This window comes from Streptomyces sp. NBC_00659, assembly GCF_036226925.1.
Classification (GTDB): Bacteria; Actinomycetota; Actinomycetes; order Streptomycetales; family Streptomycetaceae; genus Streptomyces.
In genome coordinates this window covers 2,520,090-2,534,679 of sequence record NZ_CP109031.1, presented here as the reverse complement: position 1 = coordinate 2,534,679, position 14,590 = coordinate 2,520,090, and the positions used below count along the sequence as shown (strand labels likewise).

The window sequence follows — 14,590 nt, the reverse complement described above, 5'->3', positions numbered from 1 at the left end:
GGGAGGGGAGGAAGGAGGGGGTTCAGACGGAGAACGGGCCGATGCGGTACAGCACTTCGGGGTCGTGCGGCCCGTCGGGGAACTGGCCCGTCTCGAACAGCACCTCGCGCTCGACGGCCGCGCCACGACGCCTCGCGTACGAGGTGAACAGGCGCTCGGAGGCGGTGTTGCCCGGCGTGATGGTGGTCTCGAGGACGGACAGCCCGCGTTCGGCGGCCACCCGCGCGGTCAGCCCGTCGAGCAGCCGCGCGGCCAGCCCGCGGCCGCGGTGCGCCGCGTCGACGGCCACCTGCCACACGAGGAGGGTCTCGGGGCGCTCGGGGCGCACGTATGCGGTGACGAAACCGACGGGACGCCCCTCGGCGTCGCGCGCCACCGCCGAGGTGCCGGCGAAGTCACGGCACCACAGCAGGTAGCTGTAGGAGGAGTTCAGGTCGAGGGTCCGGGAGTCCTTGGCGATACGCCAGAGGGCGGCCCCGTCGGCCACCTCCGGACGGTCGATCCGAAGGCCTTCCGGCATTTCCAGGAATTCCGCTGACAGGTCTGCTTGGGCGACGGTCATGCGGGTTGAATTTACCGACGGAAAGTTCGGATTGCATCGTCGGACGGGGTTACGCGCGACGCGGTCATGTGTTATCACGCGCCCGTGAAAGATCACCGAAGAGAGTGACTTTATGGGTTGCTTCGCCCAGAAAATACCACAGAAAACGGACGCATTGTGGAGTGCGTCACAGGAATGAAATGTGCAGGAGACCTCCCCGAATCCCACCTCCTCGTGTTCGCAAAATCTTTGCGTTTAGGCGAGGAGAGAACGGGCAGGAGAATGCGGGAAGCTGCACCGAAGGAATTACCGAAGGAATTCGGGTCCGAATTGACGGCAGGATGAACGGGGGAGTGGATTTGGAATTCCCGCGCCATCGCGGGTGCGACGCGCACGCGTTCCCGTCCGGTGACCCGGCGGAGGCGCACACGCTCCCGTCCGGTGGCCCGGCGGACGCGCGGACGCCCCCGCCGGTCCTCTCCGGATCAGCCCCAGGCCAGGGCCACGGCCCGGCGCGCTCCCTCCAGGTCCACCGGGAAGCCGGACTCCGCCAGTGCCGCGCCGAGCCCCGCGAGGCCGGCCTGGACGGCGTTCCTTGTGGCGTCGGGGCCGTAGTGGTTCACGCGGATCATCGACTGCGCGAGCGCGCCGCCGCCCGCGGCGAGCGGCAGCGCGGGATCCGCGGCCAGTGCCTTCGCGACCACCGCGGACGCGTCGACGTCCTCGGGCACGCGCAGGGTGGTGGCGACGGGTGCCGCGTCACGGGCGGCGTCCACGTACGGGGCCAGGCCGCCGCCGAGGGCCACCGTTCCCGCCCGGGTGGCCGCGGCGGCCGAGGCGTGACGGGCCATCACCGCGTCGAGGCCCTCGACCTCGATCCGCTCGACACAGGCCTCGAGTGCCAGCATCTCCAGCTGGGCCGGCGCATGGAGCAGCGCCGTACGGCCGCCGTCGACCCACCGCTCCTTCCAGTCCAGCAGGGAGAGGTAGGAACGGCGCGGCGCGGCGGGGTTCGCGGCCATCCGCGCCCACGCCCGCTCGCTCACCGACACCGCCGACACCCCGGCGGGACCGCCCATCGCCTTCTGTGCCCCGATCACGCACAGGTCCACGCCCCAGGCGTCCGGCAGCACCGGCTCGGCGCCGATCGACGCGACGGCGTCCAGATAGAAGAGGGCGCCGTGCTCGCGTACGACCTCGCCGATCTCCGCCACCGGGTTGGTGTTCCCGGTCGCGGCCTCGGCGTGCACGAGCGACACGAAGTCGATCGACGGGTGCTCGGCGAAGGCCTCGCGGATCTGTCCGGCGGTGACCGCGGTGTGGAACGGCACGGCCAGATCGATCACGGTGGCCCCGCAGTCCCGCAGCCAGTTCCCGAACGTCTGGCCGTAGGGGCCGGTGATGACGTTCAGCGCGGTGGTGCCCGGACCGGCGGTGCCCCGGATGGCTCCTTCCAGGGGGAGCAGCGCCTCGCCCTGCATGATCACGACGTCCTGCGCGGTGCCGAGCAGCCGGGCCACACGGTCCTCGATCGACGCGAAGCGGGCGGCGCTCAGCGGCGCCAGGTCAAGGAAGGGGTGGGTCACGGCGGTGCTCTCTTCGCTCACGGGTGGGGTCGACGATCAGAGCGTAACCGGCGGCCCCCGCGTACCCGGACCGGCGAATTCTGAGGCCAGACGGCCCAGCGGCCATCGGATTGATTTGAGCGACCCAAACCTTTCCTTATAATCAGAACCCTCTTTTCCCCCCACTGGAGGTCCCCGTGTACTCGGTCCCCGGACGCCGGACCCGTGTTCTGGCCGCCACCACCGCCACGGCCGGGCTGCTGCTCGTGGCCGGCTGCTCCTCGGACAGCGGAGGCGGCAAGACCACGACCGCGAGCGGGGTCCCGCTGGTCAAGAGCGGTCAGCTCACCACCTGCACCCATCTGCCGTACCCGCCCTTCCAGTCGGAGATCGACGGCAAGGTGCAGGGCTTCGACGTGTCGCTGATCGACCTCGTCGCCGACGACCTGGGCGTGAAGCAGGCCATCGTCGACACGCCCTTCGAGAACTTCAAGACGGGCGCGTTCCTCAACTCCGACCAGTGCGACCTCGCCGCCGCCGGTATGACGATCACCGAGGAGCGCAAGAAGAACGTCGACTTCTCCAACCCGTACTTCGACGCCACCCAGGCCGTCCTGGTCGACAAGAACAGCGGGATCACCTCCCTCGCCGACGTCAAGGCCAAGGGCAAGAAGCTCGGCGCCCAGGCGCAGACCACCGGCGAGGACTACGCGAAGCAGCAGGGCTTCGACCCGGTCTCCTTCGAGTCCTCCGACGCGGTCCTCAGCGGACTGCGCAGCGGTCAGGTACAGGCCGTCGTCATCGACTACCCGGTCGTCCAGGGCTGGCTCAAGGACAAGGCGAACGCCGACGCCTTCGAGGTGGCCGACAACATCAACACCGGTGAGCAGTACGGCTTCACGGTGAAGAAGGGCAACACCAAGCTCGTCGCCGCCATCAACAAGGCCCTCGCGGACGCGAAGGACGACGGCACCTACAAGAAGCTCTACGAGAAGTGGATCGGCCCGTACGACGCGGCCGCGGCCTCCCCGTCCGCCTCATGAGTGATGCCGGTGCACCCGTCCAGCCCCGCAGGTCCGGCCTGAGCCGGCGCCGGAAGCGCTCGCTCTCGCGCGGCGCGCAGTACGTCGTCTTCGCCGCCGTCGTGATCGCCTTCGCGGTCACGGCGGACTGGGGCCGTCTGCAGAACCAGTTCTTCCAGTGGGACCTGGTCAAGCAGATGTTCCCGGAAGTCATCACGCTGGCACTGAAGAACACCGTCCTCTACACGACGTTCGGCTTCGTCGTCGGTCTCGTGCTGGGCATCGTCATCGCCCTGATGCGCCTGTCCTCGGTGGGCCCCTACCGCTGGTTCGCCGGAATCTACATCGAAGTGTTCCGCGGGCTGCCCGCCCTGGTGATCTTCATCTTCGTGGGCGTCGCGGTGCCGCTCGCGTTCCCCGGTACGGAGATCCCGGGCGGAACGTACGGAAAGGTCGCCATCGCGCTCGGTCTGGTGGGGGCCGCGTACATGGCCGAGACCTTCCGCGCGGGCATCCAGGCCGTGCCCAAGGGGCAGATGGAGGCGGCCCGTTCGCTGGGCTTCTCGCACGCGCGGGCCATGGTCTCGATCATCGTCCCGCAGGCGTTCCGGATCATCCTCCCGCCGCTCACCAACGAACTCGTGACCCTCTTCAAGGACTCCTCGCTGGTGCTGTTCCTCGGTGTCACCCTGGAGGAGCGCGAACTGTCCAAGTACGGCCGCGACCTGGCCAGCACGACCGCCAACTCCACGCCGATCCTGGTCGCGGGCCTGTGCTACCTGCTCGTCACGATCCCGCTCGGCTTCGTCGTACGGCGTCTCGAAGCGAAGTCGGGGGAGGTGTCCAAGTGAGCACACCCGAGATCCAGGTGAAGGACCTGCACAAGTCCTTCGGCGACAACGAGGTCCTGCGCGGCATCGACCTGGAGGTCGCCCGGGGCGAGGTCGTCTGTGTCATCGGCCCCTCCGGCTCCGGCAAGTCGACCCTGCTGCGCTGTGTGAACCTTCTGGAGGAACCCACCAAGGGCCAGGTGTTCGTGGGCGGCACGGAGGTCACGGACCCCGACGTCGACATCGACGCCGTACGCCGCCGTATCGGCATGGTCTTCCAGCAGTTCAACCTCTTCCCCCATCTGTCGGTGACCGCGAACCTCACGCTGCCGCAGCGCCGGGTGCTGAGGCGGAGCAAGGACGAGGCCGCCCGGACCGCCGCCGAGAACCTCGCCCGGGTGGGCCTCGCGGAGAAGGCGGACGCCTATCCGGCCTCGCTCTCCGGCGGCCAGCAGCAGCGCGTCGCGATCGCCCGCGCGCTCGCCATGGGCCCCGACGTGATGCTCTTCGACGAGCCGACCTCGGCGCTCGACCCCGAACTCGTCGGTGACGTCCTCGCCGTCATGCGGATGCTCGCCGACGAGGGCATGACGATGATGGTCGTCACCCACGAGATGACCTTCGCGCGCGAGGTCGCCGACCGGGTCGTCTTCATGGACGGCGGTGTGATCGTCGAGGACGGTGTCCCGGCGCAGGTCATCGGCAATCCGGCCCACGAGCGGACACGGCACTTCCTGTCCCGGCTGCTCGACCCGGCGATGGCGGACGTCGAGGAGGAGACACCGGACACCGCGGACCCGGAGTAGGACCGGCCGGGCGGGACCGGAGCAGGACCGGCGGGCGGGACCTGGCGGGACTTGGCGGGTGGCGGCCGGGTGAGGCCGGTTGAGAGCGGACCGGGGGAGCGGGGAGAGCGGGCTGCCTCACTAAGGTGCGTGACATGAGCGATCACCCGGTACTGCACGTGAAGGGGCGGGTCCTCGTCGGGCCCGACGACGTCCGCGACGAGCTGTGGGTCGTCGGCGGCCGGATCTCGTACGAGCGCCCCGGCGGCGCCCGTGACGTCCGCACCGTCGAGGGCTGGGCGCTGCCCGGCCTGGTCGACGCGCACTGCCACGTCGGGCTCGACGCCCACGGGCCGGTCCCCGCGGACGTCTCCGAGAAGCAGGCGCTGACCGACCGCGACGCCGGCACCCTCCTGATCCGGGACGCCGGCTCGCCCTCCGACACCCGCTGGACCGACGACCGCGACGACCTCCCGAAGATCATCCGCGCGGGCCGGCACATCGCCCGCACCCGCCGTTACATCCGCAACTACGCCCACGAGATCGAACCCGAGGACCTCGTCGCGTACGTGGCCCAGGAGGCCCGGCGCGGCGACGGCTGGGTCAAGCTCGTCGGGGACTGGATCGACCGCGGCACCGGCGACCTGAGCGACTGCTGGCCCCGCGAGGCCGTCGAGGCGGCGATCGCCGAGGCGCACCGGCTCGGCGCCCGGGTCACCGCGCACTGCTTCGCCGAGGATTCGCTCCGCGACCTGGTCGAGGCGGGCATCGACTGCATCGAGCACGCCACCGGCCTCACCGAGGACACCGTCCCGCTCTTCGCCGAGCGCGGTGTCGCCATCGTCCCGACCCTCGTGAACATCGCCACCTTCCCGCGGCTCGCGGACGGCGGCGAGGCCAGGTATCCCCAGTGGTCCGCGCACATGCGACGCCTCCACGAGCGTCGCTACGACACCGTGCGGGCCGCGTACGACGCCGGAATCCCCGTCTACGTGGGCACCGACGCGGGCGGCTCCCTCGCGCACGGCCTCGTCGCCGCCGAGGTCGCCGAGCTCGTCACCGCCGGCATCCCGCCCGTCGAGGCGCTCTCGGCCACCGCCTGGGGCGCCCGGCGCTGGCTCGGGCGGCCCGGTCTCGACGAGGGGGCGCCGGCGGACCTCGTGGTCTACGCAGGGGACCCGCGCGACGACGTACGGGTCCTGGCGGATCCGCGACGGGTGGTCCTGAACGGGCGGATCGTCGGCTGAGGCGGGCGTGGTTGACGGAGCGTGACGGCCGGGGCGCCGTGCTCGTTGAGCACCATCGGGCGCTCCGGCGTGCCGACCGCGCACCAGCCGCGGCGTCAACCAGCGCGTTCGTCCTCATGGGGTGAGCGAGTGACAGGGGAGAACAACCGTGCCCAAGGATTCGAAGGCGCGTGCGGAGAGCCCACGATGGAGTGAACTCACTTCAGGTGCCTGACTGTTCACTCTCAGTGCGTAATTCTTTCCGGGTCCCAGGCTTTCTCCTAGGGGGGTCCCACCCTTGAACAGCATCAACCACCGCATGCCCGCACGCCGTTTCGCGGTCACCGCGGCCGCCACCGTCCTCGCCGCGGGTCCCGCCGCGCTGGCCGGCGCGGGCTCCGCGCACGCGAGTGACGGCCACGGCCACGGCCGCGCGAGCGCCGTCGTGCTCCGCACCGGACTCGACGTGTCCCTCCTCAACAAGACCGTGAACGTCCCGCTCGAGGTCTCCCTGAACGAGGTGCAGGCACCGCGGAGTGCCGAGAAGACCGCGCTCACCGCGGAGTTGGACGGCGTCGACCACGGACGTCCGTTCAGCGTGCTGCGCGCGGACGTCGCCACCGCCGAGGCCACCGTCTCCGCGGAGAAGGCCGAGGGCTCCACCCGCCTCGCGCACGCCGCCGTCCATGTCCCCGGGCTGCCGCTGCTGTCGCTCATCGAGGTCCAGGACGTGACCTCGAAGGCGACCTGCGAGGCCGGGAAGAAGCCCGTCGCCACCGCCAACCTGCTGGGATCGGTCAAGGTTCTCGGCAAGAAGGTCACCCTGACGACGGGCGGCCCGACGCACGTGAAGGTGCCGGGGGTCGGTGAGGTGCGGCTCGACCTCTCCAAGACCGGGACCACCTCGCGTACGGCCGCCGCGTCGGCGCTCGAACTGAACGTGTCCGTCAACCCGTTGAAGCTGAACGTGGCCGAGGTCGAGGGCACGGTGACCCTGGCGAAGGCCACCTGCGAGTCACCGGCCGCGCCCGCTCGGGAGGCCGCGCCGGCCAAGCCCTCGGCGTCCGCCGAGCCGACAGCCGAGCCGGCGGCCGAGCCGAGCCCGCAGGGCGCTCGCGAGGAGGGCGGACTCGCCGAGACCGGTGGCAGTTCGATGACGCCGTACCTGGCCGGCGGCGCGGTGGCGCTGCTCGCCGCGGGCAGCGGAGCGGTCGCCGTCTCCCGTCGCCGCCGCAGCTGACGGCCGATGTGCCCCGATGCCGCGGGGGCTGACGGTCGGCTCGCCCCTGGTGCGGCTCGGGTGCGGCTCGGGGGCGAAGGCCGCCGTACCGGGTGTGCTGCGGCCGACGGGCGCCACGGCCCGGGGCGAGGGTGGCCCTGCCCCGGCACCGATGGGACCGATGGGACCGATGGGACCGACTGACGGTGGCCTCGCCCCGGCGGGCGCCTGAACCCTTGCTCCCCAAGCGCCGGAGCGGCCGAACGGGCGCAGCACGTCCGGGGCCCGAGGAACGAGCCGGTCAGGCCGAGGCGGAGGTCCGCGGCGACTCCGGGCGCGGGCCGGGCGGGGGCGGCCCGTGCGACGGGGGCCGGTGGGGCGGAACGATCCCCGTTCCGCCCCCACCGCCGTCCCCGCCGACGGTCATCGCCCGGTCCAGGGCCTGAAGGAACCGGTTGACCGTCGCCCGGTCCCGCACCGCGATGCGCAGCCACTCGTCCCCGAGTCCGGGGAACGTGTCCCCGCGCCGTACCGCGAACCCGAGACCGCGAAGAACGCGGCGCACTCCGGCGGCCCGCGGCAGCCGGACCAGGACGAAGGAGCCCTCCGCTGGCTCCACCACCCGCAGCCCGTCGGTGCAGGCGAACTCCCGCAGACCCGCGACCAGATGGTCCCGGTCCTTGGCGATCCGCCGTGCCGCGTGGGCCGCCTCCGCGAGCGCCTGCGAGGACACGCACGCCTCCGCGGCCGCGAGCGCGGGTGTGGACACCGGCCACAGCGGCTGGGCGCGCTCCAGCCGGGCGATCGTCTCGGGACCGGCGAGTACGTAGCCGATCCGCAGCCCCGCCAGGCCCCACGTCTTCGTGAGACTGCGCAGTACGACGAGACCGGGGACATCGGTCCGCCCGGCCAGGGTCTCGCGTTCGCCCGGCACCGCGTCCATGAACGCCTCGTCGACCACCAGCACCCGCCCGGGACGGGCCAGTCCGGCGATGGTCCCGGCCGGGTGCAGCACCGATGTCGGATTGGTCGGATTGCCGATCACTACGAGATCGGCGTCCTCGGGGACGGCGGCCGTATCGAGCCGGAAGCCGTCCTCCTCACGCAGCAGGACCCGGCCCACCGTGTGGCCGGCGTCCCGCAGGGCGGCCTCGGGCTCCGTGAACTGCGGATGCACCACGACCGGCCGGCGCACCTTCAGGGCGCGCGCGAGCAGCACGAAGGCCTCGGCCGCGCCCGCCGTGAGCAGCACCCGCTCCTCCGGCAGCCCGTGCCGCGCCGCCACCGCCGCCCGCGCGGCCCGCCCGTCCGGGTAGGCCGCGAGGGACGGCAGCGACGCGGCGATCCGGTCCAGCAGCCACGCGGGCGGGGTGTCGGCCCGGACGTTCACGGCCAGATCGGTCAGCTGGGAACCGTCGTCGCGCACCTCGGCGTCCCCGTGGTGCCGCAGATCGTGTCCGCCCTCGGCGGCCTCTTCAGTGGGCATGGGAATGCGCGTGTCCCCCGTGATGGTGGTGCCCGTCGTCGTCCGGGTGGAAGTGGGGCTGCTGGGGGAGTCCCACCTTGTCCTCGAAGCCGGGCAGCGCGATCCGGTACACGCACGAGTCGCAGTTCATCCGCAGATCGCCCGCGACGGCCTCCCGGTAGCGCTCCATGACCAGGTCGAGGAGCTCGGGCTCGGGACCGATGACGTCGGCGGAACCCACCTCGACCCGGGGGTGCGCGGCGGCCCAGTCCTCCGTCTGCCGCCGTACCCGGTCCGGGAGGATGCCGGTGAACAGGAAGTAGGGCAGGACCACGATCCTGCGCGCGCCCAGCTTCACACAGCGGTCGAGGCCGGAGGGCACGTCCGGCGCCGCCAGGGACACGAACGCGGTCTCGACGCCCGCGTACCCGCGGCCCTCCCACAGCAGCCTCGCGGCCTTGTGCACCTCGGCGTTGGCGTCCGGGTCGGTGGAGCCGCGGCCCACGAGGAGCACGGTCACCTCGGCCCGCTCCTCAGGGGTCGTCGCAGTGTCGCCGAGGGCCTCGTCCAGCCGTCGCTCCAGCACGGCGAGCAGCGACGGATGCGGGCCCAGCGGACGACCGTACGTGTACGAGATCCCGGGGTGCCGCTCCTTCTCACGGGCCAGCGCCGCCGGGATGTCGCCCTTGGCGTGCCCGGCCGACACCAGCATCAGCGGCACGGCGGCGAAACGCCGTACGCCCTGTCCGACGAGTTCGCCGACGGCTTCGCCGAGCGGCGGCGGCGACAGCTCGATGAACCCGCCGGCGACGGGCAGTTCGGGGTGGCGGCGGCCCAGTTCCCGTACGAAGGAACGGAAGGCCTCGGCTCCGGCCTCGTCGCGGGTGCCGTGTCCGGCGACGAGCAGCGCGGGGGGAGGGGTGGTCACGATGTCTCCTTGGCGGCCGGATGGGCCGCAGCGTTCGTCGGGGCCGGATCGGCCCGCGCGGTCTTCGGGGCCGGGTGGGCCCGCGGAACAAAGGGGTGGGGCAGAGCGCGCGCCGAAGGCGGACGCCGCGAGGTGTCCGGGCGGGTGAGCGGCCGCCGGACGGACTCCTTCTCGACGAGGCGCACACCCCGGGTCCCGGGGAACACCTCGCTCACTGGGCTCACTCGGCCTCCTTCTGCCAGCGGTAGCCACGCGGTGTCACCATGCGCCCGGCGATCTCGCGGGTCGCCGTGTTGCCGACGGTCACCACGGTCATCATGTCCACGATTCCCGGATCCAGGGACCCCAGCGTCGTGACCCGGCTCGACTCGTCCGGGCGGGAGGCGTTGCGCACCACACCCACCGGCGTCGCCGCCGCCCGGTGCTCCGCGAGGATCGTGAGCGCCTGGGGGAGCTGCCAGTCCCGGCCCCGGCTGCGCGGGTTGTAGAAGGTCACGACGATGTCGGCCTCGGCCGCCGCGCGCACCCGGCGCTCGATGACCTCCCACGGAGTGTGCAGGTCGGACAGGCTGATCGACACATGGTCGTGGCCGAGCGGCGCGCCGAGGATCGCCCCGGCCGCGAGCGCCGCCGTCACCCCCGGCACCCCGACGACGTCGATGTCGTCGGACGCCTCGGCCAGCGCGGGCGACGCCATCGCGTACACGCCCGCGTCGCCGCTGCCGATCAGCGCGACGGCCTGTCCGCGGCGCGCCTCGGCCACCGCCGTGCGCGCCCGCTCCTCCTCGGCGCCGAGACCCGACTCCAGGATCAGGGTGCCGGGCCGCAGCAGGTCGCGGATCTGGTCGACGTACTGGTCGAGACCGACGAGCACCGCGGCCCGCCGCAGCTCCGCCGTCGCCCGCGGGGTGAGCAGATCGCGGGCCCCGGGGCCGAGGCCGACGACCGAGAGCCGGCCGCGTGCCGGGCGGCGCACCACCGCGCAGGTCGCCATCGCGGGCTGCCCGTCCGCCCGTACCGACTTCCGCTTGGGTACGAGGAGTTCGCCGCCGCCCATCAGCGCGGCGGCCTCCGCCACGGACGGGGTTCCCACCGCGGCGAGGGGTGCGTCGGAGGGGTTCGGGACCGTCACCGCCGCCAGCTCCTCGGCGGTGTACGTGACGAGCGGGACCCCGAGGCGCCCGGCGGCCCCGACGATTCCGGGCTCCTCGGACTTGGCGTCCACGGTGGCGAGTCCGGCCACCGACCGCACGGAGAGGGAGGCCTCGCGCAGCGCGTCCCGGACGAGCGCGAGGACCTCCTCCACGGGCGCGCCCCGGGAGGCGCCGACACCGACGACGAGGGACGGCGGACGCAGGACGACCTCGCCCGCGGCCCTCTCCCGGACCCGGTCGCTCACCCGGACGACCGCGGCTCCCGGCGCCGCGGGACTGCCCACGTTCGGCGGCAGCGCGGGCAGCGGCCAGGGCGACTCCCGCTCCAGCACCACCGGTTCGCCGTCCAGCATGGCCCGCGAGACCCCGGCGAGATCCCCTTCCACCGGGAGGCCGAGGGTGTCGAGACCGGGCACCCCCACCGCGTCGGTCGCCGTCGTCACCACCGGCTCGGCGCCCAGCAACCCGCCCACCTCACGGGCGAGTTCGTTCGCCCCGCCCGCGTGGCCGCCGACCAGCGACACGGCGAACCGTCCCGCCTCGTCGACGCACACCACCCCGGGGTCCGACCCCTTGTCCGAGAGCAGCGGCGCGACGAGCCGTACGACCGCGCCCGTGGCGAGGAAGCACACCACCTGGTCGCACTCCGCGAAGGCCCGCCGCACGGCGTCCGCCACGGGCCCGTCGTACACCCGGGTACGCGTGGACCAGGCCGCGGCGAGCCGGTCACGGGCCGCCGCGCCCGCCGCCGTGGCGGAAATCAGGCCGATCACTGGGGAACTCCTTCGGTACGGGCCGGAGGCCGGACGCCCCACAGCACAAAGACGGGATTGGCCGCCGCGAGCCGGGAGACCCCGCCCGGCAGCGGAGCAAGCCGCGAGGACTGCAACAGCACGCCGTCGCAGGTGAACCCGGCGGCGGTGAGCGCGTCCCGGGCGGCCGGCACCCGGTCGAGCGAGGCCATCGCGATCACGACGGCCCGCCGGGCCCGGCGCGCGCACACCGAGACGATCTCGGGCAGTTCACGCCCGCCGCCGCCGATGAAGACCGCGTCCGGATCGTGGGAACCGTCCAGGCCGGACAGCACGCCGGGCGCGGCCCCCTGCACGACCCTTACGTCCACGCCGTGCGCAGCCGCGTTGGCACGGACCCGGTCGCAGCCGTCCGGGGTCTTCTCGACCGCGGTCACCGCGGCGCCGAACCGCGCGCACTCCACGGCGACGGACCCCGAGCCCGCGCCGATGTCCCAGACCAGGTCGCCGAGCCGCGGCCCGATCCGGGCCAGCACCAGCGCCCGCACCTCGAACTTGCTGATCATCGAGTCGCGGTGGGCGAACTCGCTCTCGTCCAGGGCCCATCGGCCGGGACCGGCCGTCGGACCGGCGACGGTCCGCACGGGAGCCAGGGACCGCGACGCGTCCAGGCACAGCACGACACTGACCGCCGGACCCCAGTCGCGGGCGGCGGCCTCGGCGGGCGTGACCCGCTCGACGCGCTCGTGCTCCGGGTCGCCGAGGGCGCTCGCCACGACCAGTTCGCGCTCCGCGCCCGCGTCGGCGAGGGCGGCGCCCAGCTCGGCCGGACCGGACCCGGGAGCGGTCAGCACGGCGACCTTGGGCCGCGACCGGCAGACCTGGACGGCCGTCCGCGGATCACGGCCGTGCGCGCTGACCACGACCGCGTCGTCCCAGGGCAGCCCGAGCCGGGCGAACGCGGTCGCCACCGAGGAGACACCGGGGCGGACGTCGAGACGCCCGGTCCCGAACCGCTCCGCGAGCGCCCGCACGATCCCGAAGAACCCCGGGTCGCCCGACGCGAGCACCACGACCGGGCCCCCGCGCGCCCCGCCGTCCGTGTACCGCTCGATGCGGTCCAGGGCGGGTGCCAGCGGCCCGAGCACCACCTGCTCCGCCCGTTCCGGCAGCCGGGCCGCCGCCAGATGCCGCCGGGCGCCCACGACCAGCCCGGCCCCGGCGAGCACAGCCCCGGCGTCCGGGGACAGCGGCACCCCCGTGCCCGTACCGACGACGGTGATCACGCCGGAGCGGTCCACCGGACCGGCGGATCCTCCCGTCGCGCCGGCCGGCCGGCCCGCCGCGCCCATGACGTCCACGCTCACGACGCGGGGCCCTGCGCGCCGCCCGCACCGCTCCGGCGCGCGGCACGCAGCTCGGCCCGCGCCTCGGGGTCGGCCTTGCGGAAGCCGTGGAAGTGACCGGGGTGGTAGAGGTGCGAGCGGGTGCCGCTCGCGTCGAGGGCCGGGCCGACCAGGAAGAGGGTGTGCTTCCAGAGCTTGTGCTCCTTGACGGTCTCCTCCAGCGTGCCGATCGTGCACTTCACGATCAGCTCCTCCGGCCAGGTCGCCTGGTAGGCGACCACGACCGGCGTGGTCGTCGGATAGCCGCCCTCCAGCAGTTCTCGCACGAGCTGGCCGCTGCGGGCCGCCGACAGGAACAGCGCCATCGTCGTGCCGTGCTTCGCGAACTCCCGTACCTCCTCCCCGGGCGGCATCGGCGTCTTGCCGCCGCCGAGCCGGGTGAGGATCACGGACTGCGCGACCTCGGGGATCGTCAGCTCGCGCTGCGCGAGCGCGGCCACGGCGGAGAAGGACGAGACACCCGGCACGATCTCGGTCTCGATACCGAGCTCGGCGCACCGGTCGACCTGCTCCTGCGTCCCGCCCCACAAGGCGGGGTCGCCGGAGTGGATCCGCGCCACCCGCAGGCCCTCGGCGTGGGCCCGCTCGTAGACGGCGACGACGTCCTCCAGCGACATCGTCGCGGAGTCGAGGATCTCGGCGCCCTCGCGCGCGTGGCCGAGGACCTCGGCCTGCACCAGGCTGGCCGCCCAGATCACGACGTCGGCCTCGGCGATGGCGCGCGCGGCGCGGAACGTCAGCAGGTCGGCGGCGCCGGGGCCGGCACCGACGAAGGTCACTTTGCCGGTGGGGGCATCGGCCATGGGAATCGGTCCTCTCCTACGAAAAATCAGGGGTGCTGCGAAGGCTTCGGTGGGCGCGGGGCCGTCGCCCCGGGTGCGCGAAGGGGGGTGCATCGGATAGCAAGGGCCTATGGCGGTCCTCGTCGCGCTCGGCGCGTTCCTGATGACGCTGGTCGGCGGCTGGACGGCGCAGCGGGTGACCGACCGCCGTCATCTGGTGCTCGGCCTGGCCGGGGGCCTGATGCTCGGGGTGGTCGGCCTCGACCTGCTGCCGGAGGCGCTGGCCGCGGCGGGCACCGAGGTGTTCGGCGTACCGGCCGCGCTGCTCCTCTTCGTGGCCGGCTTCCTGCTGGCCCATCTGGTCGAACGTCTCCTCGCCCACCGCCAGGCCGCGCACGGCGGCGAGGAGCACGACGGACGGGCGCCCGAGGTGGGCCTCACGGCGGCCGGTGCCATGGTCGGCCACAGCGCGATGGACGGCGTCGCGATCGGCGCCGCCTTCCAGGTCGGCGGGGGCATGGGACTCGCGGTGTCCCTCGCGGTGATCGCCCACGACTTCGCGGACGGCTTCAACACGTACACGATCGCGAGCCTGTACGGGAACGCCCGGCGCAAGGCCCTGCTCATGCTGTACGCGGACGCGGCGGCCCCCATGATCGGCGCCGCCTCGACGCTCTTCTTCACCATCCCCGAGCCGCTGCTCGGCGGCTACCTCGGACTCTTCGGCGGCGTGCTCCTCTACCTCGCCGCCGCCGAGATCCTCCCGGAGGCACACCACGAGCACCCCGCCCGTTCGACCCTGCTGTGCACGGTGGCGGGCGTGGCCTTCATCTGGCTGGTGGTGGGCCTCGCGGGCTGAGCCCGTACGGACCGCCGGATCCGGCGCGAAAGCCGCCGGGCGGGCGCGTTCCGCCG

General features: G+C 73.1%; 14 protein-coding genes. 6 read left to right on the top strand and 8 right to left on the bottom strand.

Translation table 11 applies throughout. The features are described 5' to 3' along the window. Positions 1–22 precede the first annotated feature (22 nt). Positions 23–562 carry a diaminobutyrate acetyltransferase gene (gene ectA, locus OG410_RS10980; RefSeq protein ID WP_328453868.1) on the bottom strand — a complete coding sequence of 180 codons (540 nt, stop codon included), beginning with the start codon at positions 560–562 and terminating at the stop codon, positions 23–25. A 464-nt stretch (positions 563–1,026) separates the two neighbouring features. After that, positions 1,027–2,127: a pyridoxal-phosphate-dependent aminotransferase family protein gene (locus OG410_RS10975; protein ID WP_329304086.1), complete on the bottom strand. Its 1,101-nt coding sequence runs from the start codon at positions 2,125–2,127 to the stop codon at positions 1,027–1,029. Between the two features lie 176 nt (positions 2,128–2,303). Here OG410_RS10975 and OG410_RS10970 point away from each other — a divergent pair, with 176 nt between their 5' ends. From OG410_RS10970 to OG410_RS10950, 5 genes are all read left to right on the top strand, one after another. Beyond that, positions 2,304–3,149: a transporter substrate-binding domain-containing protein gene (locus OG410_RS10970; protein WP_329298946.1), complete on the top strand. Its 846-nt coding sequence runs from the start codon at positions 2,304–2,306 to the stop codon at positions 3,147–3,149. Beyond that, positions 3,146–3,979: an amino acid ABC transporter permease gene (locus tag OG410_RS10965; protein WP_326788536.1), complete on the top strand. Its 834-nt coding sequence runs from the start codon at positions 3,146–3,148 to the stop codon at positions 3,977–3,979. Before OG410_RS10970 ends, OG410_RS10965 begins: the two co-directional genes overlap by 4 nt. Then, positions 3,976–4,764 (top strand): amino acid ABC transporter ATP-binding protein, encoded by a 789-nt coding sequence (locus OG410_RS10960; protein WP_329298945.1) that lies wholly within the window; start codon positions 3,976–3,978, stop codon positions 4,762–4,764. Before OG410_RS10965 ends, OG410_RS10960 begins: the two co-directional genes overlap by 4 nt. A 134-nt stretch (positions 4,765–4,898) precedes the next feature. After that, complete coding sequence (locus OG410_RS10955; RefSeq protein WP_329298944.1) at positions 4,899–5,990, top strand: amidohydrolase family protein; 1,092 nt, start codon at positions 4,899–4,901, stop codon at positions 5,988–5,990. A gap of 298 nt (positions 5,991–6,288) precedes the next feature. Next, a complete protein-coding gene (locus tag OG410_RS10950) occupies positions 6,289–7,209 on the top strand; it encodes an SCO1860 family LAETG-anchored protein (protein WP_329298943.1) in 921 nt (306 codons plus the stop codon). Between the two features lie 280 nt (positions 7,210–7,489). Here OG410_RS10950 and cobC read toward each other — a convergent pair whose 3' ends face one another. From cobC to cobM, 6 genes are all read right to left on the bottom strand, one after another. Next, a complete protein-coding gene (cobC, locus tag OG410_RS10945) occupies positions 7,490–8,674 on the bottom strand; it encodes an Rv2231c family pyridoxal phosphate-dependent protein CobC (RefSeq protein ID WP_329298942.1) in 1,185 nt (394 codons plus the stop codon). Beyond that, positions 8,664–9,581 (bottom strand): sirohydrochlorin chelatase, encoded by a 918-nt coding sequence (locus OG410_RS10940; RefSeq protein WP_329298941.1) that lies wholly within the window; start codon positions 9,579–9,581, stop codon positions 8,664–8,666. Before OG410_RS10940 ends, cobC begins: the two co-directional genes overlap by 11 nt. Beyond that, the gene (locus OG410_RS10935) at positions 9,578–9,805 is read right to left on the bottom strand and encodes a hypothetical protein (RefSeq protein ID WP_329298940.1); all 228 of its coding nucleotides are present in this window, start codon (positions 9,803–9,805) and stop codon (positions 9,578–9,580) included. The genes OG410_RS10940 and OG410_RS10935 overlap by 4 nt, the downstream gene beginning before the upstream one ends. Beyond that, entirely contained in the window at positions 9,802–11,508 is a 1,707-nt protein-coding gene (gene cobJ, locus OG410_RS10930; RefSeq protein ID WP_329298939.1) for a precorrin-3B C(17)-methyltransferase, read from the bottom strand. Before cobJ ends, OG410_RS10935 begins: the two co-directional genes overlap by 4 nt. Beyond that, on the bottom strand, positions 11,505–12,773 hold the full coding sequence (gene cbiE / locus OG410_RS10925; protein ID WP_329304085.1) for a precorrin-6y C5,15-methyltransferase (decarboxylating) subunit CbiE: 1,269 nt from the start codon (positions 12,771–12,773) through the stop codon (positions 11,505–11,507). Before cbiE ends, cobJ begins: the two co-directional genes overlap by 4 nt. 77 nt (positions 12,774–12,850) lie before the next feature. Beyond that, positions 12,851–13,696 carry a precorrin-4 C(11)-methyltransferase gene (gene cobM / locus OG410_RS10920; RefSeq protein ID WP_329298938.1) on the bottom strand — a complete coding sequence of 282 codons (846 nt, stop codon included), beginning with the start codon at positions 13,694–13,696 and terminating at the stop codon, positions 12,851–12,853. 109 nt (positions 13,697–13,805) lie between these two features. Between cobM and OG410_RS10915 the strand changes: the two genes are divergently transcribed. Then, the gene (locus OG410_RS10915) at positions 13,806–14,534 is read left to right on the top strand and encodes a ZIP family metal transporter (protein ID WP_329298937.1); all 729 of its coding nucleotides are present in this window, start codon (positions 13,806–13,808) and stop codon (positions 14,532–14,534) included. The last annotated feature ends 56 nt before the right edge of the window (positions 14,535–14,590 follow it).

Bases quoted from the DNA above. Each gene is read 5' to 3' on its own strand.
- ectA (WP_328453868.1), bottom strand. From the start codon at position 562: ATGACCGTCGCCCAAGCAGACCTGTCAGCGGAATTCCTGGAAATGCCG.
- OG410_RS10965 (WP_326788536.1), top strand. From the start codon at position 3,146: ATGAGTGATGCCGGTGCACCCGTCCAGCCCCGCAGGTCCGGCCTGAGC.
- OG410_RS10955 (WP_329298944.1), top strand. From the start codon at position 4,899: ATGAGCGATCACCCGGTACTGCACGTGAAGGGGCGGGTCCTCGTCGGG.
- OG410_RS10950 (WP_329298943.1), top strand. From the start codon at position 6,289: ATGCCCGCACGCCGTTTCGCGGTCACCGCGGCCGCCACCGTCCTCGCC.
- cobC (WP_329298942.1), bottom strand. From the start codon at position 8,674: ATGCCCACTGAAGAGGCCGCCGAGGGCGGACACGATCTGCGGCACCAC.
- cobM (WP_329298938.1), bottom strand. From the start codon at position 13,696: ATGGCCGATGCCCCCACCGGCAAAGTGACCTTCGTCGGTGCCGGCCCC.
- OG410_RS10915 (WP_329298937.1), top strand. From the start codon at position 13,806: ATGGCGGTCCTCGTCGCGCTCGGCGCGTTCCTGATGACGCTGGTCGGC.